Genomic DNA, 23,764 nt, shown 5'->3' with positions numbered 1-23,764 from the left:
CACCCCAGGAGTATTTCCGGAACGATGAAAGCCTCAGACAAAGTCATGGCCCGCCGCGCGGATGCGCCGCGCCAGTTCGGTGATATGATCGGGGCCGATCTCGCAGCAGCCACCGACGATCGTGGCACCCGCGTCGATCCAGCCCATGACGGTTGTGGCATATGCGGCGGGGGAGAGATCGGTCCGCTGTTCGAGCGCGTCGACGGTGGGGGCGTTGCCCAGAAACCCCTCGCTGATCCGGGTGAAGCCGTTGGCATAGGCACCGAAGGGCAGGCCGAACGTGGCGATATGAGGTAACCCTTGGGTGATTGCCTCGGGCGGCGAGCAGTTGAGCAGGATCGCGGCGGGCGGCATTTCGGCTAAAAGCGGCGCGAGCGCCGAGAGCGGCTCGCCCGAGCGCAGCCGCGTGCCGTCCTCGTCCATCACCGAGACCGCCAGCCACAGCGGCACGCCCGCCGCCTGCGCCGCCAGACACGCGCCGCGCGCCTGATCGACCGAACACATGGTCTCGAAGAGCAGCAGATCGACGCGGGGCGCGATGGCCGCCACCGGCTCGTTATAGATCATCGCCGCCTCAGCCGCAGGCGGGCAAAGATCCGGCCGGTAGGATTGCACCAATGGCCCTACGGCCCCGGCCACGCGCCCCGCGCCATGCGCGTCGCGGGCGGCGTTGGCGGCGCTGACGGCCACATCGGCGAGGCGGTCGACCGAATCCTCTAACCCTACGCGTACCAGTCGGTCGCGCAGCACCGCGTAGGTGTTGGTGGTGGCCACCGTCGCCCCGGCGGCGAAATAGGCGTCATGCACCTGCCGAACGATCTGCGGGTAGTCGATCATCACCTGAGTGGACCAGAGCGGCGTCGCCCGGTCGCCGGACCGGCGCACCAGCTCCTGCCCGATGGAGCCGTCGAGGAGGGTGATTTCTGCCATGTGTCTGCCTCCCGTGGCAAAAGGAAAAGCTTGCCGTTGTGGGTCTTGGTCTGGAATTCGACCTGTGCGCGGGCGATGTCGCGCAGGTAGATGCGGCATAGATCGGCATGAAACATCGGCCCGGCGATGACCCCCACCCCCGCGTAATGCCCACCCGGGCGCAGCGCGTCGATGAGCGCGGCAAAGCCTGCTACGCCCACGAAGTCGATCACCGTGTGATAGTGGTTCCGGGGCAGGGGGGGTGCCACCACGCGTGACGATCTCCGCCGCACCCTTCAATGGCGCGGAGATGCCCGTCACCCGTGCGCCCATCCGCGCGGACAGCTGCCCCGCCGCGGGGCCGACATTGCCTGAGGTCCCGGTGATCAGCACCTCTTGCCCCGCCGTATCGCCCGTGGCCCCCGTCACCTCCGCCGCATACCAGCCCTCGTGCGTGTTGATATCGGTGTTGTTGACGCTCGCCACCAGCACACGGACCATCCCCTCGCCCACACCGGGGCGCGGGACGGGAAAATCCTCGCGCCACTCCAGCGCCTCCGGCCCGCCATGGCGGGTGAGGTATACGCCGGACATGGTGGCGGGCAGGGTCAACGCGTGGCCTCCCGTTCGATGTCCTTGAAGCCCAGCAAGACCGCCGCGCCGATCATCAGACAGCCCGAGACGCGGTTGATCCAGATCCCGGTCAGTTGCCTGACCCGGCCAAGCGTGCGGGTCGCGGCCCAGCCCCAGAGCAGCAGGATCAGGCCGTCCACCACCAGATAGCTCAGCCCCAATATCAGGAGTTGCGGCCAGATCGGCTGCCCCGGGTTGATGAACTGCGGAAACAGCGCGCCAAAGAACACCACCGCGTAGGGGTTGGCCGAGGAGGTGACGAAGCCCTGCCGGAAGAGCCTGCCACCCGGTGCGGCATCGGGCGCTATCGCCTCGGGGCGGGCAAGCAGCAGCCTGACCCCGATCCAGGCCAGATACGCGACCCCCGCCCATTTGACGATCCAGAGCGCATCCGCGTTGGTGGCGATCACCGCGGTCAGCCCGAAGGCGGCCAGTGTCATCTGAATCGCATTGGCGCTCAGGTCGCCGGCTACGGTGGCGAGGCTGCGGCGCAGGCCGTGGCGCAGGCTGTTGGAGATGATCAGCAATTGGCTGGTGTCCGGGGGCGTCGCGAAGAATGCGGCCACCACCCCCAGATAGAGCAGGTATGTCTCGAGCGTCACGCCTTGAGCCTTTCGTTCTCCGGATCCCAGAGCGGCGCGTCGGCCTGCACCGTGGCGGGAACCCGCTCGCCGTAGATCTCCACCTCCAGCTTTGTGCCCGGCACTGCCAAATCGGCGCGCAGCATGGCGAGTGCCACCGACGCCCCCACGCGGTAGCCCCAGGCGCCCGATGTGGTCTCGCCCACGATCTCGCCCCCGTGCCAGATCGTCGACATATAGGGCGCATCCGCCGCCCCCGCCTCGACGATCATCGGCGCGAACCGTTTGGTCACGCCCCTCTGTTTCTCGGCCAGCAGCGCCGCCTTGCCTGGAAACTCCTGCGGCTTGTCGAGCTTCACGAACCGCTCCAGCCCGCCCTCGAGCAGCGAGTAATCGGTCGAAAGATCGCCCTTCCACGCGCGGTAGCCCTTCTCGATGCGCAGGGAATTCAGCGCCCACATGCCGAAGGGCTTGGCCCCCGCATCCGTCACCGCATCCCAGATCACCGGTGCCTCCGCGGCCCGGCAGTGAATTTCCCAGCCCAACTCCCCGGCGAAGGACACCCGGATCAGCACACAGCCCACACCGCAGACCGTCGCATCCTGCACGCTCAGCCAGGGCCGCGACAGATCGCCATCGGTCAGCGGCCCGAGAATGTTGCGCGCCGCAGGCCCGGTGACCAGCAGGCAGTCATACCGGTCGCTCCGGTCGGTCAGCGTCACCCCCTCGGGCAGGCCCCGTGCCAGCACGTCGCGGTCATGCCATTGCGCCGCCCCGGCGGTGATCAGCCAGATCTCATCCTCCGAACGCGGGATTACCGACATCTCGGTCAGGATACGGCCTCGCGCATCGCTGAAATAGGCAAGGCCAATGCGCCCCGGCTGCGGCAGGCGCGAGGCGGTGAGCGCATCGACATGCGCGCGCGCCCCCGGCCCCTCAACCGCCAGCCGGGTAAAGCCGGAAATCGCGATGACCCCGGCATGATCGCGTACCGCCTCGCATTCCTCGCGGATACGAGGCTCCCACGGTCCCGCGCGGTCCCATGTCTGCGTCGCTTCCTCGCTCGTGTCATCCCCCGGCCCGGCGAACCAATTGGCCCGCTCCCAGCCGTTATAGGCCCCCATCTGCGCCCCCGCCGACTTGAGCCGGTCATGCAGCGCCGAGACCCTGCGGTCGGGTGCCGCAGGCCAGCGGTGCCACGGGAAGTGCATGGCGTATTCGTGGCCGTAAACCTCCATCCCCTTGGCGACACAATACTCGGGATCGGTGTAATCGGTGTAGCGGCGCGGATCGCAGGACCACATGTCCCATTCTGGCGCGCCCTCGGTGATCCATTCCGCCAACACCTTGCCCGCGCCGCCGCCCTGCGCGATCCCAAACGTAAAGACACAGGCCTCGAACGCGTTCGGCACGCCGGGCATCGGCCCCAGCAAGGGCATCCCGTCTGGCGCATAGGGGATCGGCCCGTTGATGATCTTGCTGATGCCCGAGGTGCCCAGCAAAGGCACCCGCGCCATCGCGTCGGTCACGATCTCCTCGATCCGGTCGATATCCTCCTGCCAGAGCTGAAAGCTGAAATCCTCGGGCATCGGGTCGGACGGGTCCACCCAATGCGCCCGGCAGCGCGGCTCGTAAGGGCCAAGGTTGAAGCCGTGCTTTTCCTGCCTCAGGTAATAGGACACATCGACATCGCGCAGTAGTGGCAGCTTGCGGCCCTGTTCCTTGGACCAGGCCTCGATCTCGGGGATTTCCTCGGACAGAAGATACTGATGGCTCATCACCATCATCGGTACGGTGCGCCCGCCATAGGGCCTGAACCACTCACCGACGCGCTGCGCATAGTAACCTGCGGCGTTCACCACGATCTCGCAGCGGATCTCGCCCTTGTCGGTCTCGACGATCCATTCGCCGTTCTCACGCCGCACGCCCGTGGCAGGACAAAAGCGCAATACCTTCGCCCCCATCTCTCGCGCCCCTTTGGCCAGCGCCTGCGTCAACTGCGCGGGGTCGATATCGCCGTCGTTGGGGTCATAAAGCGCGCCCTTCAGGTCATGCGTCTCGATGAACGGATAGCGCGCCTTGATCTCGCCCAGGCCGAGGATCTCCAAGTCCATCCCCTGATGCCTGCCCATCCCCTTGGCGCGCTCGAATTCCTGCATCCGCTCGCGGCTATGCGCCAGACGGATGGAGCCGGTCTGATGATAATTCATCGGATAATCGACCTCAGCCCCCAGTCGGGCGTAAAGCTCGGTCGAATAGCGCTGCATGTTCATCACCGACCAGCTTGTGGAGAAGGTCGGCACATTGCCCGCCGCGTGCCAGGTGCTGCCTGCGGTCAACTCGTTCTTCTCCAGCAGCACGCAATCCGACCAGCCAGCCTTGGCCAGATGATAAAGGCACGACGCCCCCACTGCGCCCCCGCCGATGATCACGACCCGCGCGGTTGTTGGTATCTCAGCCATCCGTAGCCTCCCTCAGCCCTTCTGCGGCACGCCGTCCGCGATGTCGTAATAGTCGCCCTTGTCGGTGACGAAGATGTGCTTTTCCAGCCGCAGGCCCGTTGGCTCCTCCAACGCGCCGAGCGCGAAACTCATCGTGTCCTCTGCATCCGCCGCCCAGAACAGGAACGACCCACAGCGCGGACAAAACCCGCGTTTCGCGGTCTCACTCGCGGCATACCATTTCACCGTTCCCGAAATACTCAAATCCGTCCGCGCCACATAGGCCGAGGCCCAGAGATGGCCGGACTGCCTCCGACACTGCCCGCAATGGCACACGCTCGGCCCTTGCGGGGGTGCGCCCACGGTGAACGTCACATCCCGGCATAGACACGATCCTGTCAACATCACACCCTCCCCGGTGTTGCGGCGCTGCCCAATGCCACGCCATAGAACACGAAGGCGGCGGCCATCGCACGCCGCAGCCAGACATTGAACACCGCACCCAATGCCGCGCGTCCCAGCCCTGCGCCAAGCGCGGTAAAGCCGGTGTAACTGATTGCCGTGATGGTCAGCGCAGTGGGAAAGATCACCCACATCTGCTCCCAGATCGGCACGCCCGGTTGCACGAATTGGCTGAACGCCGCGAGATAGCCCGCCACGCTCTTGGGGTTGATCGTGGCCACCATGAAGGCCCGCCAAAAGACAGATCCATCGCTTTGCGTGCCAGTCTCGATAGGCCGCCGCGCCCGTATCCAGCCGCGCACGCCCAGCCAGATCAGAACCCCCGCCCCCAGCAGTTTCGCCGCCTCGAACGCCACGGGCGAGGCGGCGATCAGCGCAGTGATCCCCGCCGCCGAGAGCGTCAGGAAGAGCGTGGCCTGCGTCAGGATCGCCGCCACGCCCCACAACCCGCGCCGAAAGCCCAGGGTCATCCCGTTGGTGATGCAATTGACGTGATTGGGCCCCGGTGTGATGACGAATACCACCCAAAAGAGCGCGAACACGGACCAGGCTTGATAGCTCATCCCCGCCCCCTCAATAAACCGGCGGAGCGATCACCCAGATCGCAACGCAGGGCGTGTCATAGGGATTGGCCCAGCAATAGGGCTCGCCGCGAAACCGGAAACTGTCGCCCGCGCCGACGGTGAAGCGCCGCTCTGCGATCCTCAGGTCGAGCCTGCCCGACAGGATGTAACCCACCTCCTGCGTCGGGCGCTGCGCCGGGCGCTGCATCTTCGAGCCGGGGCGAAAGGTCGAATGGATCACCTCGAACTCGTCGGTCAGGTCGGGCGAGAGCAATTCCTCGATCAGCCCCTCCTCGCCCGAGCCCATCGGCCGCCGCGCGCCTGCCCGAACCACATAGCCCTGTTCGCTCACCGGCGCGCTCGCATGGCCAAAGAGCAGCGACATCGGCACGCCCAGCACGTGCGCCACCTGCCGCAGATCGCTGATCGACGGCTCCGACAGGTCGCGCTCGACCTGTGACAGCCAGCCAACCGACCGGCCAAGCCGCCCCGCCAGCCCCGCCAGCGTAAGCCCGCGCGCCTTGCGCAGGGCGCGCAGATCGGCGCCCAGGCTTTGCATGTGCTTGATGTCGGACTGATGCATTGGCGGTGAGTCTCGTGAAAATTCGTTAGCAATTTTCACGCTGCGGTGATTCCATGAAAAAATCAATCCCTATTTCATGCGTCGACAGCCGAACCGACGCGATGCCGACGCAATACAGCCCCCGTTTTCGCGGATGACGCGCCAGCCGCATCGTGCTACGTGCGAGCCATGAGCCAGATGCCCTCCAAGGCCGATATCCTGCAATGGATTTCGGACAACCCGACCCTCACCGCGAAACGCGATATCGCCAAGGCCTTTGGTATAAAGGGGGCTGCGCGGATCGACCTCAAGCGCCTGCTCAAGGAGCTGGAGGATGAGGGCCATCTCGAAAAACGCAAGAAAACCTATCGCGATCCCGACCGCCTTCCGCCGGTATCTGTTTTGCAAATCAATGATTTGACCCCGGATGGGGAGCTTCTGGCCAAGCCGCTGGAATGGCAGGGTGAGGGGGTGGAGCCGGTGGTGCTGCTCATTCCCCGCGCCTCGGATCCGGCATTGGGCGAGGGCGACCGCATCCTCGCGCGTTTGCAGGAGGTCAAGGCCGAGGCGCATCATTACGAGGCACGGCTCATTCGCCGCATCGGGGCCAACCCCCGGAAAGTATTGGGTGTTTTTCGCAAGGGAGAAGAGGGCGGCAGGATCGTACCCATCGACAAGGGCGACGGCAAGGAATGGCAGGTGCCGCGCGACGCCACCGGCGGCGCGCAGGACGGCGAGTTGGTGGAGGCCGAACAGGCCGGCCCCAAGACCCGCCTCGGCCTGCCGCGCGCAAGGGTACTGGAGCGGTTGGGCGACCCCTCGGCCCCCAAGGCCGTGTCGCTTATCGCCATTCATCAGCACGGCATCCCGGACGAATTCCCCGACGACGTGATCGCTGAGGCCGACGCGATGAAACCTGCCGGGCTGTCTGGCCGGGACGACCTGCGCGACATGCCGCTCATCACCATCGACCCCTCGGACGCGCGCGACCATGACGATGCCGTCTGGGCCCATGCCGATGACGACCCCAAGAACGAGGGCGGGCATGTGATCTGGGTGGCGATTGCCGATGTGGCGCATCATGTGCGCCCCGGTTCCGCACTGGATGCCGAGGCCAGAAAACGCGGCAATTCCAGTTACTTCCCCGACCGCGTGGTGCCGATGCTGCCCGACCGACTGTCGGGCGATCTGTGCTCGCTGCACGAGGGCGTGCCGCGCGCCTGTTTGGCGGTGCGGATGCAGATCGACGCACATGGTGAGAAGGTCGGGCACAGGTTCGTGCGCGGCCTCATGCGCTCTGCCGCCTCGCTCAGCTATCAGCAGATCCAGACCGCGATGGATGGCGCGCCGGATGACGCATGCGCCCCCCTGATGGACGAGGTGATCCGCCCGCTCTATGCCGCGCATGATGCGCTGCAACAGGCGCGCCACAAGCGGCAACCGCTGGACCTCGACCTGCCCGAGCGCAAGGTGGTGCTGAGCGACGAGGGCAAGGTGCTGTCGGTCAATTTCTCCGAGCGGCTGGACGCGCATAAACTGATCGAGGAATGCATGGTGCTGGCCAATGTGGCCGCCGCCGAGACGCTGGTCGCGCGCAAATCACCGCTGCTTTTCCGCGTGCACGAAGAGCCCAGCCCCGAAAAACTCGATAGCCTGCGCGAGGTGGCCGAGGCGGCGGGGCTGGTGCTGGCCAAGGGGCAGGTTTTGCGCACCGCGCATCTCAACGCTCTGTTGCATGCAGCACAAGACACCGACCATTCTGAGGTCATCAACATGTCCACCCTGCGCGCCATGACGCAGGCCTATTACGCGCCGCAGAATTTCGGGCATTTCGGCCTTGCCTTGCAGGCCTATGCGCATTTCACCTCGCCGATCCGGCGCTACGCCGACCTGATCGTGCATCGCGCGCTGATCACTGCGCATGGCTGGGGCAAGGATGGACTGAGTCCGGCGGAAATCGAGCAACTCGAGAATACCGCGCAACATATCTCCGAGACCGAGCGCCGCTCGATGATGGCCGAGCGCGACACCAATGACCGCTACCTCGCGGCCTTCCTGTCGGAACGGCTGGGCGAGGAGTTCACCGGGCGGATCAGTGGCGTGGCCAAGTTCGGGGTGTTCGTTCGGCTCGATGAGACGGGCGCGGACGGGCTCATCCCGGTGCGCAGTCTCGGGCGGGAATTCTTCCATTTCGACCGCGAGGCGGGCACGCTGATGGGCTCGGATACCGGGTTGACCATCGGGCTGGGGCAGCGCGTGACCGTGCGGCTGGCCGAGGCGCTCCCGGTTTCGGGCGGCATCGCGCTCGATCTGGTGAGCATAGAGGGCGAGCAAATGCCCAAGGGCGGGCGCGGCGGACGCGGCAAGCCCCCTCGGCGCAAACAGGGCGCAGCCAAGCACAAGGCCGCCAAGGCCAAGCGCAAGGTCGCGCGCAAACGCGGCTAGGCGCGGAGTCGGCCTTTACTCCGTTGCCCGCCCGGCCTCGATTTCGCGCCAGCGGGCGACGTTCTGGTTATGCTCGGCCAACGTCTCTGCAAAGGCGTGCCCGCCCGTGCCATCGGCGACGAAAAACACGTAATCCGTGCTGGTCGGTTTGACCGCCGCCTCGATGCTGGCGCGGCCAGGATTGGCGATCGGTGTGGGCGGCAGCCCCTCGATCACATAGGTGTTCCAAGGCGTTGCCCGGCGCAATTCGCTCTGCCGCAAGCCGCGCCCCAGCACGCCCTGTCCCTCGGTGATGCCATAGATCACCGTCGGGTCGGTTTGCAGACGCATACCGCGCTTCAGCCGGTTGACGAAAACGCTCGCCACCTGACGCCTTTCCTCCGCGACGCCGGTTTCCTTCTCGATGATCGAGGCGAGGATCAGCGCCTCCTCGGCGCTGTCCAGCGGCAGCCCCTCGGCGCGCCCCTCCCAGGCCGCCGCAAGAATCACCTCCTGTGCCTCGGCCATGCGGTTGAGCACGCTTTCGCGGCTGTCGCCCGGACGCACTTCGTAGCTGTCGGGGGCGAGCGTGCCTTCGGCGGGCACCTCTTCGACCTCTCCGTCAAGTACATCGACGGATTTCAGACCCTCGACCACCTGCCAGCTTGTGACGCCCTCGGCAAAGGCGATGCGATACCGCGTGTCGGCCTGCCCGCGCACGGTGTCAAAGACTGCGGGCGCGGGCACCTGCTCGGCCATCGGATCAAAGGTGGCGCGCTCCTCATAGCGACCGGTGGAGGTGTCAAGCTCACGCACCACCACCTCGGCCGAGGTCACGCCGATGCGGTAAACCACCTCGGTGCCGCAGCTGCTCGCCCCGCCCCGGGTGACGATATCGGTGATCTCCGACATGCTCGCCCGCTCGGGGATAAGCCAGCTTCCGGCCTTCAGATCCCCCGTTTTCTCGGCATAATCCGCGCCGATGCGAAAGATCGCTCCGCTTGTCACCGCGCCCTCGCCCTCGAGCTTGCGCGACACGATGCGCATGTTGCTGCCCGGCTCGACCCGCAGGCAGATCGGATCGCCATGCGGGCCTTCGGCGGTGTATTGGCTTTGGCCCCAGAGGATCAGGCCACCCAGCAGGAACACCACAACCACCAGAAGCGTCAGGAAATTTGACGCGACATGCCGCCACATCAGCGCGGTTTCCCCAGCACCAGCGCGGCATTGGTGCCGCCAAAGCCGAAGCTGTTCGACAGCGCCACGTCGATCTTGCGCGCGCGCTTGGCATTTGGGGCGAGGTCGAGCGTCGTCTCGACTGCCGGATTGTCGAGGTTGATCGTCGGCGGTGCCACCTGATCGCGCAATGCCAGGATGCAGAAGATTGCCTCGACGGCCCCCGCCGCACCCAGAAGATGCCCGATCGAGGATTTGGTGGAACTCATCGTCGCGTGGCTCGCGGCCTCGCCGAGCAGCGTCTCTACCGCCTTGAGTTCGATCGTGTCGGCCATGGTCGAGGTGCCGTGCGCGTTGATGTAATCCACCGCCGCAGGTTCCAGCCCGGCGTTTTTCAGCGCCGCGCGCATCGCGCGCAGACCGCCGTTGCCATCCTCGGACGGCGCGGTGACATGATAGGCATCGCCCGACAGGCCATAGCCCAGGATCTCGGCATAGATCTTGGCACCGCGCGCCTTGGCATGCTCGTATTCCTCGAGCACGACCACGCCCGCGCCCTCGCCCATGACGAAACCGTCGCGATCCGCGTCATAGGGACGCGAGGCCGCCTTCGGGTCGTCTGCGCGCTTGGTCGAGAGCGCCTTGCAAGCGTTGAACCCGGCGATCCCGATCTCACAGATCGACGCCTCGGCCCCGCCCGCGAGCATGACATCGGCATCGCCGAACATGATCAGCCGCGCGGCATCGCCAATGGCATGTGCACCCGAGGCGCAGGCGGTGACCACCGAATGGTTCGGCCCCTTGAACCCGTAGCGGATGCTGACCTGTCCGGCGATCAGGTTGATCAGCGCGCCGGGGATGAAGAACGGCGACACCCGCCGCACCCCCTTGTCGCGAATGATCAGCGTGGTCTCTTCGATCGAGCGCAGCCCGCCGATACCCGCGCCCATCATCACGCCGGTGCGCTCAAGGCTCTCGGCATCCTGCGGCTGCCAGCCAGAATCCTCGACTGCCTGCTGCGCTGCGGCCATGCCGAAGAGGATGAAGTGATCCACCTTGCGGCGTTCCTTTGGCTCCATGTAGTGGTCGGGATCGAAGGTGCCGTCGCTGCCGTCGCCATAGGGCACTTCGCAGGCATATTTCGTGACCACATTCGAAGGGTCGAAACGGGTGATGGTTCCGGCCGCGGATTGCCCGTCCAGCAGACGGCTCCAGCTTTGCTCGACCCCATCGGCCAATGGGGTCACGAGACCCAGCCCCGTGACAACGACACGCCGCATGATGCTGACCTTTCCTTGCTCATTCTCCGGCTGCTCTTACCCCGGCTTGCCCCCGGGGGGCAAGAGCGCGCCTCCCGGCGCGCGGGCGCGCGCCGGTTTTGCATCCATCGGCCGATATCATGGGCCGCGATATATGCGGGTCGCCTACTGGAACTCGGCGGTGGGTTCCGACGTTGGCCGGGCCACGTCCAGCGCCTCGGCCAGATCGACATCCCTGGATAGCAGCGCCCGTCCGATCAGCGCGCCCGCTATATTGGGGATGTAGCGCAGGCGCGCCACGTCATCGACGCTGCGCACCGTACCGCGCGCCATGATCTGCTGACGGGTCTGTGCGGCAAGGCCGGAGATGACCCCGAGGCTGCCGTCGCTGTCTTCGATATCAGCGTCGATATCGGTGATGATGATGCCCGCCAGCGGCACGCCATCAAAGGCGCGGATAAAATCATCGGCCCCGAACGCACTGGCCGACCGCCAGCCGTCGCTCATCAACTGGCCCTGGAACACGTCCACGGCCACGACGATCTGATCGGGGTGGTACTTGGCCACTTCCTTGACGCCCTCGGGGTTCTGGATGGCCATGGTGCCCAGCACGATACGGCCCGCCCCCTTGTCGATCCAGTGGCTCACCGCCTCGCGCGAGCGGAACCCGCCGCCAAGCTGCACCGGGATGCCTGCGGCGCGGATGATCTCCTCGATCAGCGCCTCGTTACCGCCCTCGCCGCGCAGCCCGTTCATGTCGGTGAGATGCATCCATTCGGCACCGGCTCGCGCGAATCCACGCGCGGTTTCGACCGGATCGACATGCCAGATCACCGGCTCGTCGAGCCGCCCGCGCGTCAGGCTCACGCATTTGCCGTTGAGAATTTCCAGAGTCGGATAAAGGATCATCGCCAAGCCCCATGTCAGGTAAAGCCCCCGGCGGGCATGCCGGGCCAGCGTCTTCGTGCACCCGCGGGCGACGCCGCGCTGTTCTCAAATCGGCATGATAGCCCCTGTTCGCGCCGCGCAGGTGTCAGTTGCGCGGGAATTGCGCGGCCAACGTCGCCGCATCGCGATGAAAACGCCGCAATCCCCTGTTCCCTTCGTCGCATCCCCATGGCAGTCTGCGCGCCATGAGTACAGAGATCACCTCCCCCGACGGAACCCCGGCCAGCCAGGTTGCTTTCGGTACAATGCAATTTGGCGGCACAGCGGATGAGCGCGCCTCTCGCGGCATGTTCGACGCGTGCCTCGCGGCGGGCATCACCCATTTCGACACCGCGCATCTGTATACAGACGGTGCGTCGGAAACCCTGCTCGGCCGGTTCGCCGCACCGCATCGCGACCGGCTGGTGATCGCCACCAAGGCGGGCTATTCGGGCGGCGCGGGGGCCGACAATATCCGCGCGCAGTTCGATCTCTCGCGGCAGAGGCTGGGGATGGATCATGTCGATATTCTCTATCTGCACCGCTTTGATCGCGACACACCGCTTGAGGAAACGCTGGAGTGTTTCGCCGATCTGAAATCGCGCGGCCAGATCAGCCATGTCGGCCTGTCGAATTTCGCCGCCTGGCAGGTTATGAAGGCGGCCTGTATCGGCGTGCGCTTCGACCTGCCAATCTCGGTCTTGCAACCGATGTACAGTCTCGTGAAGCGGCAGGCCGAGGTGGAGATCCTGCCAATGGCGGCCTCTGAGGGGATGGTCGTGGCCGGATATTCACCGCTGGCGGGCGGCCTGCTCACCGGCAAATACGCCCGAGGCGAGACCGGACGGCTCACCGGCAACGAACGCTATGCGATCCGCTACGGCAAGGACTGGATGCGTGACGCAGCCGCAGGCCTGGTCGAAATCGCGGCAGAGCTTGGCACCGATCCCGCGACGCTGGCCGTAGCCTGGGCTTCGCGGCATCCCGCCCGGCCCGTGCCGCTCATATCGGGCCGCTCGGCGACGCAGATCGCGCCTTCACTGGCCGCGATGACGTTCGACATGGATGATGCGCTCTATGCGCGGGTCGCCGCCCTTACCCCCACGCCGCCCCCGGCGACGGATCGCACGGAGGAGGGCGGATGAGCGCGCGCCGCACCCTGCCGCCTTCGGCCTCGGTCGCGCATGCGGGCGAGGGTGCCAAGCTGCACGCGCCCTCGGCAGAGCGCAATGCGGCGGCGATCAGCGAAGCGCTTCGCGAATTCGCGCCGGAAACAGGTCCTGCGCTGGAGATCGCCTCTGGCACCGGGCAGCATGTCGTGGCCTTTGCCGCTGCGATGCCGGGCCTGAACTGGCAGCCCACCGAGATTGACGCCGCGCGTCGCGCCAGCATCGACGCTTATGTCGCCGAGGCGGGCCTGCCCAATCTGCGCGCTGCCATGGCGCTCGATGCGACCGAGGCAGGTTGGAGCGCACAGCAGGCAGGGCAGGCCCTGATCGTGCTGATCAACCTTCTGCACCTCATCAGCGCGCCCGAGGCGCGCCGGATCATCGCGGAGGCGGCGCAGGCACTTGCCCCCGGCGGCCGCTTTGCAATCTACGGCCCGTTCCTGCGCGACGGGCAGGCGACCTCTGAGGGTGACGCGCGGTTCGATGCGAGCCTGACGGCGCAGGACCCGGCCATCGGCTACAAGGATCTGGCCGAGGTGGAGGGCTGGCTGCGCGAGGTGGGTTTGAGCCTGCATCCGGTTCGCCAGATGCCTGCCAACAACCTCTTTCTGGTGGGCGAGCGTCCCGGCTGATCTGGATCAAGGCCAAGTCGCGCCAAGGGTGGTTTCTACGGTTGCAACCGCAGCCACAGAAAGGCGCTGACATGAGCTGGTCCAAGACCATCGACACCACCCGCCAGGATTTGCGCACGCTCAACGCGCTCATCCCCGACACCGCCCGCGCCTTCGGCGGGCTTGGCAAGGCCGTCAAGGAAGGCGGCACGCTCGATTTCAAGATCAAGGAATTTGTCGCGCTCGGCATCGCGGTGGCGACCAAGTGCGAACCCTGCATCGCGCTGCACATGGAGGCGTTGATTCGCGTCGGGACGACCCGCGAAGAGGTCGGCGATGTGCTCGCCATGTCGATACAGATGGGCGGTGGCCCGGCGATGATGTATGCCGCCAAGGCGATCGCCTGCTATGACGAGTTGGCGGAAAAAGGCTAGGCGGACGCGGAATTGGCTGACGGCGGGATACATCCGGACTAGGATCGGCGCGGGTATCCGATCCGGGGAGGCATTGATGCTGCGCGTGGTTCTGTTCTGCTTCGGGTTGACATTGACCGCGCCGGGCCTTGCGGCGGACCGGTTCGGCGACTACGACCGGGTGGATTTCGGGCCGCGCGGGCCGGGCAGCTATCCGGTGCATGGCATCGACGTGGCGCGGTTCCAGAACGAGATTGACTGGCAGCGGGTGGCGTTCTCTGAGGTCGAATTCGCCTTTATCAAGGCGACCGAGGGCGGCGACCTCAAGGATCCGCAATTCGACCGCAATTGGCAGTTGGCGGCGCGCCATGGCGTGCCGCGTGGGGCCTATCATTTCTACTATTTCTGCACCAAACCGGAGGTGCAGGCGCGCTGGTTCATCCGCAATGTGCCGCGACGGGGCAAGGCCTTGCCGCCGGTGCTCGACATGGAATGGAACCCGTTTTCGCCCACCTGCGTGGTACGCCCGCCGGGGGCGGAGGTGCGGCGGCAGGCCGAGATCTTCCTCGATATCGTCGAGCGTCACTACGGCCAGCGCCCGATCATCTACACCACCCCGGAATTCTTTGCCCAGACCGGCATCGGGCAGGTGCGGGCGGAGTTCTGGCTACGCTCGGTGGCGAAAACGCCCGATCAGGTCTATCCCGGTCACCCGTGGGTGTTCTGGCAATATACCGGCACCGGGATCGTGCCGGGGGTCGAGGGCGGCGTCGATATCAACGTCTTTCGCGGGTCTGAGAGCGCGTGGCGCAGGTGGTTGCGCCAGCACGAAAAATGAGGGGGCACCCGAAGGCACCCCCTGCATGTATCACCCATCCTTGCGGATGGTCTCGTTCTTGGGGTCGTAGGGGCTGTCGCAGGTCACGGTCGCGTCCCAGAGCCGGTCGAGCATCTTGACCTTGAGCTTTGTGCCCTCGACCGCCAGGTCGGGGGTGACGTAGCCCATGCCGATGGATTTGCCAAAAGCCACCGAATAACCGCCCGAGGTCAGGCGACCGACGCGGGTACCATCCTCGGTATAGAGCACTTCGCGACCCCAGGGATCGGCATCCTCGGGCCCGTCAATGAGCAGCGTGCAGCATTTCACCCGCACGCCGGTTTCGACCAGCTTGGCCTTGCCGCGGAACTCCTTGTCGAGATCGACAAAGCGGGGCAGATCGGCCTCGAGCGGGGTGGCGTCGCGGCCCAGCTCGTTGCCGAAGGCGCGATAGCTTTTCTCCTGCCGCAGCCAGTTCTGCGCGCGCGCGCCCACCAGCTTCATCCCGTGCTTTTCGCCCGCCTTTTCCAGCAGGTCGAAGAGGTAGTTCTGCATCTCGATCGGGTGATGCAATTCCCAACCCAATTCGCCGGTATAGGCCACACGGATGGCGTTGACCGGGCACATGCCCAGCTCGATCTGCCGTGCCGAGAGCCAGGGGAAGCGCTTGTTGGAAAGCGCCGTCGCCGGATCGGCATCCTTGATCACCTCAAGCAGAACGTCGCGCGATTTCGGGCCGGCGATGGCGAAAACGCCCCATTGCGTGGTCACGTCCTGGATCTCGATATAGCCGAACTCGGGCGCCATATCCTCGGCGGCCTTGCGCATGTAGTCGGCGTCGTATTCCGTCCATCCGCCGGAGGAGACGAGGTAATATTCGTGCTCTTTCAGCCGAACGATGGTGTATTCCGTGCGGGTCGTTCCGTGATCGGTGAGCGCATAGGTCAGGTTGATGCGGCCCACTTTGGGCAGCTTGTTGCAGGTGAACCAGTCGAGGAAGGCGGTCGCCCCCGGCCCCTTGATGACGTGCTTGGTAAAGGCGGTGGCGTCGATCAGGCCCACGCCCTCGCGGATCGCCTTTGCCTCATCCACGGCATGTTGCCACCAGCCGCCGCGGCGGAAGCTGCGGGCATCGTGGTCGAAGTTTTCCGGCGCATCAAGGGGGCCGTAATAGTTTGGCCGCTCCCAGCCGTTGACCCAGCCAAATTGCGCGCCGCGCGCCTTTTGCCGGTCATAGGCCGGGGCGGTGCGCAGCGGGCGGGCGGCGGGGCGTTCCTCGTCGGGGTGGTGGAGGATATAGACGTGGTCATAGGCCTCCTCGTTCTTGCGCGCGGCGAACTCGGTTGTCATCCAGTTTGACGAATAGCGCTTGGGATCGAGGCTTGCCATGTCGATTTCGGCCTCGCCCTCGACCATCAGCTGGGCGAGGTAGTAGCCGGTGCCGCCAGCAGCGGTGATGCCAAAGCTGAAGCCCTCGGCCAGCCACATGTTGCGCAGCCCCGGCGCGGGGCCGACCAGCGGATTGCCGTCGGGCGTGTAGCAGATCGGGCCGTTGAAATCGTCCTTGAGGCCCGACTCCTCGCAGGACGGGATGCGGTGGATCATCGCCATATATTGCTCTTCGATCCGCTCCAGATCGAGCGGGAAGAGATCGGCGCGGAAGCTGTCGGGCACGCCGTATTCAAAGCAGGCGGGGGCGTTCTTCTCATAGACGCCCAGAATCCAGCCGCCGCGTTCCTCGCGCACATAGCTCTGCGCGTCGGCGTCGCGCACGACGGGGTGTTCCTGCCCGCCATTCGCGCGATATTCGACCAGTGCCGGGTCCTTGTCCATCACGATGAACTGATGCTCGACCGGGATCGCGGGGATCTTGATGCCAAGTTTTTTCGCCGTGGTCTGCGCGTGGTTGCCGCTTGCCGTGACCACATGCTCGGCGGTGATGACGATCTGTTCGTCGCCGGGCACAAGATTGCCGCCCTTTTCGATCATCTTGGTGCAGGTCACCTCCCAATGGGTGCCGGTCCAGTGGAACGCATCGGCCTGCCACTTGCGCTCGATCATCACGCCCCGCTGGCGCGCGCCCTTGGCCATCGCCTGCGTCACGTCGGCGGGGTTAATGTAGCCGTCCTCGGTGTGATAGATCGCGCCTTTCAGATCCTCGGTATTGATCAGCGGCCAGCGGTCCTTGATCTGCTCTGGGGTCAGCCACTCATAGGCCACGCCGCAGGTCTCGGCGGTGGAGGCGTAGAGCATGTATTCGTCCATCCGCGCGTCGGTCTGCGCCATGCGCAGGTTGCCCACCACGGCGAACCCGGCGTTGAGCCCGGTCTCTTCCTCCAGCGTCTTGTAGAAATCGACCGAATACTTGTGGATATGGGTCGTGGCGTAGGACATGTTGAAGAGCGGCAGGAGCCCCGCCGCGTGCCATGTCGAGCCCGATGTCAGCTCGTCGCGCTCCAGCAGCATCACATCGTCCCAGCCTGCCTTGGCCAGATGATAGGCGATGGATGTGCCGACGGCACCGCCGCCGACGACGAGGGCTTTGACTTGGGTTTTCATGGCATGCGACTCCCTTGGGGTATGCGGTGTTTGGGCGATCTTTATCAGTCCTGCCAATTCGTGCGAAATTCAGCCGACACAAAGCTGCCCAAAAGCGACCTTCCCGGCTTTTGCCGGTGTAAAACTGAGCGGTGGATTTCCCCTGCCACCCTTGCTAGCCTGCGCCGCGACGCAGAGACAACCGAAAGACTGCCATGAGCGCCACCAGCCAGAAATCCGCCCCGCTGCCCGATGATATCAGGAAGATGAAGGGCGGCACGCCGATTGTCAGCCTGACCGCCTATACCACGCCGATGGCCCAGATGATGGACGAACATTGCGATTTCGTTCTTGTGGGCGACAGCGTTGGTATGGTGCTGCACGGTCTGTCCTCGACGCTTGGTGTGACGATGGAAATGATGATCCTGCACGGGCAGGCGGTGGCGCGGGGGCTGAGCCGCGCCATGCTGGTGGTGGACATGCCCTTCGGTTCCTACGAGGAGAGCCCCGCTCAGGCGTTCCGCAATGCCGCGCGGTTGATGGCGGAGACGGGCGCGGCTGCGGTCAAGCTCGAAGGCGGGCGGCACATGGCCGAGACCATCGGTTTTCTGGTGGCGCGGGGCGTGCCGGTGATGGCGCATATCGGTCTGACACCGCAATCCATCAACACGCTTGGTGGCTATAAGGTGCAGGGCAGGGGCGCGGCGGCAGAGGCGCTCATGGCGGATGCGCGCGCGGTCGATCAGGCGGGCGCGTTTTCCGTGGTGCTGGAAAAGGTGCCCGCGACGCAGGCAGATCAGATCACCGCCGGGATCAGCATTCCCACCATCGGCATCGGGGCCTCGGTGGGCTGCGACGGGCAGATCCTTGTGCTCGATGACATGCTGGGGCTCTTTACCGCGTTCAAGCCGAAATTCGTCAAGCGGTACGGCAATTTGGGCGAGGATGGCGAGGCGGCGATCACGGCCTATGCCGAGGAGGTGCGCAGCCGCCGCTTTCCGGCGCCAGAGCATGTCTTTTCCGACAAGGCCCCCAAGGCATGACCGCCCCGATCCTGCGCGCGCTGAGTGATCTGCGCGAGTTCACCCGGCCTTTCATCCGCGCGGGCGAGACCATCGGTGTCGTGCCTACCATGGGCGCGCTGCATGACGGGCATCTTTCCCTGGTGGCGGCAGCCAAGGCGCGTTGCGACCGGGTGATCGTGACGATTTTCGTCAACCCCAAGCAATTCAACAATCCCGAGGATCTGAAGAATTATCCAAGGACCGAGGTTGAGGACGCACGCAAGCTGGAGCGTTTTGGGGTCGATGCGCTCTGGGTGCCGGACGGCGATCAGATGTATCCTGAGCATTTCGCGACGACGGTTTCGGTGTCGGGTCTGACCGATGTGATGGAGGGGGCCTGGCGCCCCGGCCATTTCGACGGGGTGGCAACGGTGGTCACCAAGCTGTTCACCCAAACCGCCGCGACCGACGCGTTTTTTGGCGAGAAGGACTACCAGCAATTCATGGTGGTGCGGCGGATGGCGCGGGATCTGGATATTCCGATTACCGTGCATGGCTGCCCGACGATCCGCGATATCGACGGGCTGGCGCTGTCGTCGCGCAACCTGCTGTTGTCGGACCGCGCGCGCACCACGGCGCCCGTGCTCTTCGAAGAGATGGAAAAGATTACAGACGGGTTGCGCGCCGGGCGCGGTTTTGCCGATTTACAGGCGCAGGCTGCGGCGCGGCTGGAGCGGGCCGGGTTCACCGGGGTTGATTACCTTGACCTGCGGGCGCAGGACGATCTTTCGGCGCTCACCGCCCCCACGCGCCCGGCGCGGCTGTTTGCTGCGGCTTGGCTCGCGGGGGTGCGGCTGATCGACAATATCGCGGTGGACTAACGCTATTGCTTGGCCGCGCCGCGGCGGAACAGGCGCGTCACGATCACGAAGAAGAGCGGCACGAAGACCACGCCCAGCACCGTGCCCGAGATCGTGCCGCTGAGCACGCCCGAGCCGATGGCGTTGCGCCCGCCCGAGCCCGCGCCGGAACTGAGCACCAGCGGCAAAACGCCGAGCGAGAAGGCCATCGAGGTCATGATGATCGGTCGGAAGCGTTGCCGCGCCGCCGTCGCCACCGCCTCGATCACGCGATCGCCCGCCTCGTGCCGTTCGCGGGCGAATTCCACGATCAGGATCGCGTTCTTGCCCGTGAGGCCAATGACGGTGAGCAGGCCCACTTGGAAGAATACCCCGTTCTCGAACCCGCCCAGCCACGCGCCTGTCAACGCGCCGACGATGCCGATGGGCATGGCGAGCATGACGGCGAATGGGATCGACCAGCTTTCATAGAGCGCGGCCAGCGACAGGAACACGGCGGCAAGCGACAGTGCATAAAGGAGCGGTGCCTGACTGCCCGACTCGCGCTCTTCCAGCGAAAGCCCGGTCCACGCGAGCTCGAAACCCGGGCCAAGCTCTGCGGCAAGGCGTTCCATCTCGGCCATAGCCTCGCCGGTCGAGACGCCGGGCGCGGGAGAGCCCTGCAACTGCACCGAGGGGATGCCGTTATAGCGGTAAAGCCCCTGTGCCCCGTAATCCCAGCTGCCTTTGGCAAAATTCGAGAACGGCACCAGCCCGCCGCTCGCGTTGCGCACGCGCCATTGCTCGATATCGGTGGGGGTGGCGCGGGCCTCGGCCTCGCCTTGCACATAGACGCGCTTGATCCGGCCCTGATCGAGGAAATCGTTCACATAGGTCCCCGCCCAGGCGATTTGCAGCAACTCCCCCACATCGGTCGGGGTCAGCCCCATCGCCCCGGCCTTGCGCCAGTCGATATCGAGGTTGAACTGCGCCGCATCCTCAAGCCCGTTGGGCCGGGTGGAGGCGATGAGATCGCTTTGTGCAGCCATGCCCAGGAGTTGATTTCGCGCCGCCATCAGGTCGCCGTGGCTCTGCCCGGCGCGGGCCTGCAGGTAGAAATCAAACCCCGACACGTTGCCCAGCTCGATCACCGAGGGCGGCACGACGGGAAAGACCTGCGCGTCGCGGATTTGGCTGAACGCACCAAAGGCGCGACCGGCGAGGGCCTGCACGCTTTGATCGGGTCGCGGGCGTTCGTCCCAGTCCTTGAGCTGGACGAAGGCGAGGCCCATGTTCTGGCCGTTGCCGGAAAAGCTGAAGCCGACGACGCCGAACATCGAATCGACGACTTCGGTTTCCTGTTCCAGGTAGTAATTTTCCACCTGTTTCACCACTTCAAGCGTGCGCTCGGCGGTCGATCCGGTCGGGGTCTGTATGAGGGTGAAGAGAATGCCCTGATCCTCCTCAGGCAGGAACCCGGTGGGCGTGCGCAGGAACATCAGCGCCATGCCGAGGGCGAGTGCGAGGTAGACTACGAAGACCCGCGCCGGACGCCGTACCGACCAGCGCACGGTGCCGGTGTAGCCGTTGGTCAGCTTGTTGAACCCGGTGTTGAACCACGCGAAGGGGCCGCGCTGTGCCTCATGTCCCTTGGGCTTGAGCAGCGAGGCGCAGAGCGCGGGCGTCAGCGTGATCGCCACCACCACCGAGAGCGCCATCGCCGAGACGATGGTGATCGCGAATTGCTGGTAGATCACGCCGGTGGAGCCGGGAAAAAACGCCATCGGCACGAACACCGCCGACAGCACCATTGCGATGCCCACCAGCGCGCCGGTGATCTGGCCCATGGATCTATGCGTCGCCTCGCGCGGGGGCAGGCCCTCTTCCTCCATGATCCGCTCGACGTTCTCGACCACAACGATCGCGTCATCGACTAGCAGGCCGATTGCCAGCACCATCGCCAGCATGGTCAGCGTGTTGATCGAGAAACCGGCGGCGGCGAGCACCCCGAAGGTGCCCAGAAGGACCACCGGCACGGCAAGCGTCGGTATGAGCGTGGCGCGCAGGTTTTGCAGGAAGAGCAGCATCACCAGGAACACCAGCCCGATCGCCTCGAACAGGGTCTTGACTACCTCCTTGATCGAAATCTCGACGAAAGGCGTGGTGTCATAGGGGATCACGTAATCGACCCCCTCGGGGAAGAAGCGGGCGAATTCCGCCATCCGTTCCTTGATCGCGCGCGCGGTGTCGAGCGCGTTGGCGCCGGGTGCGAGCGTGATCGCCATGCCCGCCGCTGGGTCGGTGTTGAAACGCGCGGTGGTGGCATAGTTCTGCGCCCCGATCTCGACGCGGGCGACGTCATTTAGCAGCACGAGGCCGCCATCGGTTTCGGCGCGTAGCACGATCTGGCGAAAATCCTCGGGCGTGCTCAGCAGTGACTGCGCGGTGATCGTGGCGTTGAGTTGCTGGCCGTCGATCGCAGGCCGTGCGCCGAACGCCCCCGCCGAGATTTGCGCATTCTGCGCCGAGACGGCGGCCACGACTTCTGAGGGTGACATGCCGAAGGCCGCCAGCTTGGACGGATCGAGCCAAATCCGCATCGCGTATTCCGAGCCGAACACCCGCACCGAGCCGACGCCTTCGACGCGGCTCAGCTCATCCACGAGGTTGGTCGACATATAATCCGACAGATCCACCTGTTCGAGTGCGCCATCGGTCGAGATCATGCCCACGACCATCAGGAACCCGGCCGAGGACTTCTCGACCGTGATGCCCTGACGCTGGACGATTTCCGGCAAGAGCGGCGTGGCCTGCCCCAGCTTGTTCTGCACCTGTACCTGAGCGATATCCGCATCGGTGCCGGTTTCAAACGTGAGCGTGATCTCGGCATTGCCCTGCGAGGTGGAGCGCGACGAGAAATAGCGCAACCCGTCGAGCCCGGTCATCTGCTGTTCGATCACCTGCGTCACGGTATTGGCGACCGTCTCGGCGGAGGCACCGGGATAGTTGGCGGCCACCGTGACCGAGGGCGGCGCGATTTCGGGATACTGCGCCACCGGCAATAGCCGGATTGCCAGCACCCCGATGCCCATGATCAGGATCGAGATGACCCAGGCAAAGACCGGGCGGTCGATGAAGAAACGTGCCATGCTTTACGTCCTTTGCCCGGTTATTCTGAGCGTTCTTCAGGGGCGACCGTCGCCCCCGGAGAGGTTTTCTGAAAGCCCGAGACGACGATGCGATCCCCGGGGTTCAGCCCCTCGTCCACGACCCATTGATTGCCACGGTCCTGCACGATGCTGATGGCGCGCTCCTCGATCACGTTCTTTTCGTTCACCACCCAGGCGTTGGGCCGCCCGCGCCGGTCGCGCACGACGCCTTCCTGCGGGACAAGGTAGACGGATTCGGCCACCTCGACGGGCATGTCGACCTGCACATACATGCCGGGCAGGAGCAGGAGATCAGGATTGTCGAACTGCATGCGCAGCGTGACCACGCCGGTCTGCGGATCGACATTCGGCTCGGCGGCCTTGAGCTGCCCGGTCTCGGAATAGTCCGAGCCGTCGGCGAGGATCAGCCGCACCGTCGCATCCGCGCCGCGCAACTCCTCTTCGGTCTCGCCGCGCCGCCAGCGGAGCAGGTCGGCGGCGGATTGCGTGACGTCCACATAGACCGGGTTGATATTGCGGATCACCGCCAGCGGCTGCGCCTGGCTGGCGGTCACAAGCGCGCCCTGCGAGGTTTGCGACAGGCCGATCCGGCCTGAAAGCCGCGCGCGGATCGTGGTGCGTGACAGCTCGATCTCGGCAGAGTTGAGCTGCGCGCGTGCCAGTTCCAGTCCGGCCTCGGCGCCGTCGCGGGCCGATACCGCCTCATCGAGTGCCTGCTCGCTGGCCACGTTGCGCGATTGCAGTTCCACCAACCGGTTCGCCTCGCGTTCGGCGGCGCGCAGCACGGCCTCGGCCTGCGCCACGCTGGCGCGCGCCTGCCGGACGGTGGCCTCGTAGGTCGCCACGTCGATCTGATAGAGCGGATCGCCCGCAGACACGTCGGCACCCTCGTCGAACAGGCGCTCGGTGATGATGCCGTTGACCTGCGGGCGCACTTCGGCCTCGGCGGAGGCAGCGACGCGCCCGGGCAAGAGCGAGGTCAATGTCACGTCCTGAGGCGCGACTGTGACCACTGTCACCGGCACGGGGTCTTGCCCCTGCTGCGCCGTCAGGGGGGCGGGCGTCAGGAAGGCACAGGCCGCGAGTGCAGCCACGACACGGGGAAGATAAGCCATCACAAGTCCTTTCACGGATAAAGGATTGGCGCGCATGCGGCCGTTGTATTATAAAACTGTTGAGTTTTATAAATATGACGCGTCTAAAAATGGCAAGCACGCAGTTGGGCGCGCACACTGACTGTGCGGGGATGAATGGGGTCGATACCGG

Annotated in this window: 20 protein-coding genes; 7 read left to right on the top strand and 13 right to left on the bottom strand. The window is 65.3% G+C overall.

Going from position 1 to position 23,764, the window contains the following annotated elements; all coding sequences use genetic code 11:
- Nucleotides 1-33: 33 nt before the first annotated feature.
- The 7 genes from BHD06_RS18885 to BHD06_RS18855 form a co-directional block, all read right to left on the bottom strand.
- Nucleotides 34-930 (bottom strand): homocysteine S-methyltransferase family protein, encoded by an 897-nt coding sequence (locus BHD06_RS18885; protein ID WP_080458530.1) that lies wholly within the window; start codon nucleotides 928-930, stop codon nucleotides 34-36.
- A complete protein-coding gene (locus tag BHD06_RS24480; protein WP_254892483.1) occupies nucleotides 837-1,181 on the bottom strand; it encodes a hypothetical protein in 345 nt (114 codons plus the stop codon). Before BHD06_RS24480 ends, BHD06_RS18885 begins: the two co-directional genes overlap by 94 nt.
- 336 nt (nucleotides 1,182-1,517) lie before the next feature.
- Nucleotides 1,518-2,144, bottom strand: coding sequence for a LysE family translocator (locus BHD06_RS18875; RefSeq protein WP_080458529.1), 627 nt, complete (start codon nucleotides 2,142-2,144; stop codon nucleotides 1,518-1,520).
- Nucleotides 2,141-4,585 (bottom strand): FAD-dependent oxidoreductase, encoded by a 2,445-nt coding sequence (locus BHD06_RS18870; protein WP_080458528.1) that lies wholly within the window; start codon nucleotides 4,583-4,585, stop codon nucleotides 2,141-2,143. Before BHD06_RS18870 ends, BHD06_RS18875 begins: the two co-directional genes overlap by 4 nt.
- A gap of 12 nt (nucleotides 4,586-4,597) precedes the next feature.
- On the bottom strand, nucleotides 4,598-4,969 hold the full coding sequence (locus BHD06_RS18865) for a GFA family protein (RefSeq protein ID WP_176214410.1): 372 nt from the start codon (nucleotides 4,967-4,969) through the stop codon (nucleotides 4,598-4,600).
- Complete coding sequence (locus BHD06_RS18860; RefSeq protein WP_080458526.1) at nucleotides 4,969-5,589, bottom strand: LysE family translocator; 621 nt, start codon at nucleotides 5,587-5,589, stop codon at nucleotides 4,969-4,971. Before BHD06_RS18860 ends, BHD06_RS18865 begins: the two co-directional genes overlap by 1 nt.
- A gap of 10 nt (nucleotides 5,590-5,599) precedes the next feature.
- Entirely contained in the window at nucleotides 5,600-6,172 is a 573-nt protein-coding gene (locus BHD06_RS18855) for a helix-turn-helix domain-containing protein (protein ID WP_080458525.1), read from the bottom strand.
- Nucleotides 6,173-6,340: 168 nt separating this feature from the next.
- Here BHD06_RS18855 and rnr point away from each other — a divergent pair, with 168 nt between their 5' ends.
- Nucleotides 6,341-8,596: a ribonuclease R gene (rnr, locus tag BHD06_RS18850; protein ID WP_080458524.1), complete on the top strand. Its 2,256-nt coding sequence runs from the start codon at nucleotides 6,341-6,343 to the stop codon at nucleotides 8,594-8,596.
- 15 nt (nucleotides 8,597-8,611) lie between these two features.
- Here rnr and mltG read toward each other — a convergent pair whose 3' ends face one another.
- The 3 genes from mltG to BHD06_RS18835 all read right to left on the bottom strand — a co-directional run bounded on the left by mltG (nucleotide 8,612) and on the right by BHD06_RS18835 (nucleotide 11,919).
- Nucleotides 8,612-9,772 (bottom strand): endolytic transglycosylase MltG, encoded by a 1,161-nt coding sequence (gene mltG / locus BHD06_RS18845; protein WP_080458523.1) that lies wholly within the window; start codon nucleotides 9,770-9,772, stop codon nucleotides 8,612-8,614.
- Nucleotides 9,772-11,031: a beta-ketoacyl-ACP synthase II gene (gene fabF / locus BHD06_RS18840; RefSeq protein ID WP_080458522.1), complete on the bottom strand. Its 1,260-nt coding sequence runs from the start codon at nucleotides 11,029-11,031 to the stop codon at nucleotides 9,772-9,774. Before fabF ends, mltG begins: the two co-directional genes overlap by 1 nt.
- A 144-nt stretch (nucleotides 11,032-11,175) precedes the next feature.
- On the bottom strand, nucleotides 11,176-11,919 hold the full coding sequence (locus BHD06_RS18835; RefSeq protein ID WP_080458521.1) for a 1-(5-phosphoribosyl)-5-[(5-phosphoribosylamino)methylideneamino] imidazole-4-carboxamide isomerase: 744 nt from the start codon (nucleotides 11,917-11,919) through the stop codon (nucleotides 11,176-11,178).
- 224 nt (nucleotides 11,920-12,143) lie between these two features.
- Here BHD06_RS18835 and BHD06_RS18830 point away from each other — a divergent pair, with 224 nt between their 5' ends.
- The 4 genes from BHD06_RS18830 (at nucleotide 12,144) to BHD06_RS18815 (ending at nucleotide 14,968) form a co-directional block, all read left to right on the top strand.
- A complete protein-coding gene (locus BHD06_RS18830) occupies nucleotides 12,144-13,082 on the top strand; it encodes an aldo/keto reductase (protein WP_080458520.1) in 939 nt (312 codons plus the stop codon).
- Nucleotides 13,079-13,738, top strand: coding sequence for a DUF938 domain-containing protein (locus tag BHD06_RS18825; protein WP_080458519.1), 660 nt, complete (start codon nucleotides 13,079-13,081; stop codon nucleotides 13,736-13,738). Before BHD06_RS18830 ends, BHD06_RS18825 begins: the two co-directional genes overlap by 4 nt.
- Nucleotides 13,739-13,809: 71 nt before the next feature.
- Nucleotides 13,810-14,151 (top strand): carboxymuconolactone decarboxylase family protein, encoded by a 342-nt coding sequence (locus BHD06_RS18820; RefSeq protein ID WP_080458518.1) that lies wholly within the window; start codon nucleotides 13,810-13,812, stop codon nucleotides 14,149-14,151.
- Nucleotides 14,152-14,227: 76 nt separating this feature from the next.
- Nucleotides 14,228-14,968 (top strand): GH25 family lysozyme, encoded by a 741-nt coding sequence (locus BHD06_RS18815; RefSeq protein WP_080458517.1) that lies wholly within the window; start codon nucleotides 14,228-14,230, stop codon nucleotides 14,966-14,968.
- Nucleotides 14,969-14,998: 30 nt separating this feature from the next.
- Here the strand turns inward: BHD06_RS18815 and BHD06_RS18810 are convergent, their stop codons facing one another.
- Entirely contained in the window at nucleotides 14,999-17,506 is a 2,508-nt protein-coding gene (locus tag BHD06_RS18810) for an FAD-dependent oxidoreductase (protein ID WP_080458516.1), read from the bottom strand.
- A gap of 194 nt (nucleotides 17,507-17,700) precedes the next feature.
- On the opposite strand from BHD06_RS18810, the gene panB reads away from it, so the two are divergent.
- Nucleotides 17,701-18,528 carry a 3-methyl-2-oxobutanoate hydroxymethyltransferase gene (gene panB / locus BHD06_RS18805; protein ID WP_080458515.1) on the top strand — a complete coding sequence of 276 codons (828 nt, stop codon included), beginning with the start codon at nucleotides 17,701-17,703 and terminating at the stop codon, nucleotides 18,526-18,528.
- Nucleotides 18,525-19,370, top strand: a complete 846-nt coding sequence (gene panC / locus BHD06_RS18800; protein WP_080458514.1) for a pantoate--beta-alanine ligase — start codon at nucleotides 18,525-18,527, stop codon at nucleotides 19,368-19,370. Before panB ends, panC begins: the two co-directional genes overlap by 4 nt.
- Before the next feature lie 2 nt (nucleotides 19,371-19,372).
- On the opposite strand, the gene BHD06_RS18795 is transcribed toward panC, so the two are convergent.
- Nucleotides 19,373-22,477, bottom strand: coding sequence for an efflux RND transporter permease subunit (locus BHD06_RS18795; RefSeq protein WP_080458513.1), 3,105 nt, complete (start codon nucleotides 22,475-22,477; stop codon nucleotides 19,373-19,375).
- Nucleotides 22,478-22,497: 20 nt separating this feature from the next.
- A complete protein-coding gene (locus BHD06_RS18790) occupies nucleotides 22,498-23,613 on the bottom strand; it encodes an efflux RND transporter periplasmic adaptor subunit (RefSeq protein WP_254892482.1) in 1,116 nt (371 codons plus the stop codon).
- Between the last annotated feature and the right edge of the window lie 151 nt (nucleotides 23,614-23,764).

It is taken from the genome of Roseovarius sp. A-2 (genome assembly GCF_002072155.1).
Lineage (GTDB): Bacteria > Pseudomonadota > Alphaproteobacteria > Rhodobacterales > Rhodobacteraceae > Roseovarius.
The sequence above is the reverse complement of the archived record's forward strand: the minus strand, read 5'-3'. Positions and strand labels throughout refer to the sequence as shown.

Excerpts from the sequence above, each read along its gene's own strand:
- BHD06_RS18885 (WP_080458530.1), bottom strand. The coding sequence starts at position 930 with ATGGCAGAAATCACCCTCCTCGACGGCTCCATCGGGCAGGAGCTGGTG.
- BHD06_RS18870 (WP_080458528.1), bottom strand. The coding sequence starts at position 4,585 with ATGGCTGAGATACCAACAACCGCGCGGGTCGTGATCATCGGCGGGGGC.
- BHD06_RS18865 (WP_176214410.1), bottom strand. The coding sequence starts at position 4,969 with ATGTTGACAGGATCGTGTCTATGCCGGGATGTGACGTTCACCGTGGGC.
- BHD06_RS18860 (WP_080458526.1), bottom strand. The coding sequence starts at position 5,589 with ATGAGCTATCAAGCCTGGTCCGTGTTCGCGCTCTTTTGGGTGGTATTC.
- BHD06_RS18855 (WP_080458525.1), bottom strand. The coding sequence starts at position 6,172 with ATGCATCAGTCCGACATCAAGCACATGCAAAGCCTGGGCGCCGATCTG.
- rnr (WP_080458524.1), top strand. The coding sequence starts at position 6,341 with ATGAGCCAGATGCCCTCCAAGGCCGATATCCTGCAATGGATTTCGGAC.
- mltG (WP_080458523.1), bottom strand. The coding sequence starts at position 9,772 with ATGTGGCGGCATGTCGCGTCAAATTTCCTGACGCTTCTGGTGGTTGTG.
- fabF (WP_080458522.1), bottom strand. The coding sequence starts at position 11,031 with ATGCGGCGTGTCGTTGTCACGGGGCTGGGTCTCGTGACCCCATTGGCC.
- BHD06_RS18835 (WP_080458521.1), bottom strand. The coding sequence starts at position 11,919 with ATGATCCTTTATCCGACTCTGGAAATTCTCAACGGCAAATGCGTGAGC.
- BHD06_RS18830 (WP_080458520.1), top strand. The coding sequence starts at position 12,144 with ATGAGTACAGAGATCACCTCCCCCGACGGAACCCCGGCCAGCCAGGTT.
- BHD06_RS18825 (WP_080458519.1), top strand. The coding sequence starts at position 13,079 with ATGAGCGCGCGCCGCACCCTGCCGCCTTCGGCCTCGGTCGCGCATGCG.
- BHD06_RS18820 (WP_080458518.1), top strand. The coding sequence starts at position 13,810 with ATGAGCTGGTCCAAGACCATCGACACCACCCGCCAGGATTTGCGCACG.
- BHD06_RS18815 (WP_080458517.1), top strand. The coding sequence starts at position 14,228 with ATGCTGCGCGTGGTTCTGTTCTGCTTCGGGTTGACATTGACCGCGCCG.
- BHD06_RS18810 (WP_080458516.1), bottom strand. The coding sequence starts at position 17,506 with ATGAAAACCCAAGTCAAAGCCCTCGTCGTCGGCGGCGGTGCCGTCGGC.
- panB (WP_080458515.1), top strand. The coding sequence starts at position 17,701 with ATGAGCGCCACCAGCCAGAAATCCGCCCCGCTGCCCGATGATATCAGG.
- panC (WP_080458514.1), top strand. The coding sequence starts at position 18,525 with ATGACCGCCCCGATCCTGCGCGCGCTGAGTGATCTGCGCGAGTTCACC.
- BHD06_RS18795 (WP_080458513.1), bottom strand. The coding sequence starts at position 22,477 with ATGGCACGTTTCTTCATCGACCGCCCGGTCTTTGCCTGGGTCATCTCG.
- BHD06_RS18790 (WP_254892482.1), bottom strand. The coding sequence starts at position 23,613 with ATGGCTTATCTTCCCCGTGTCGTGGCTGCACTCGCGGCCTGTGCCTTC.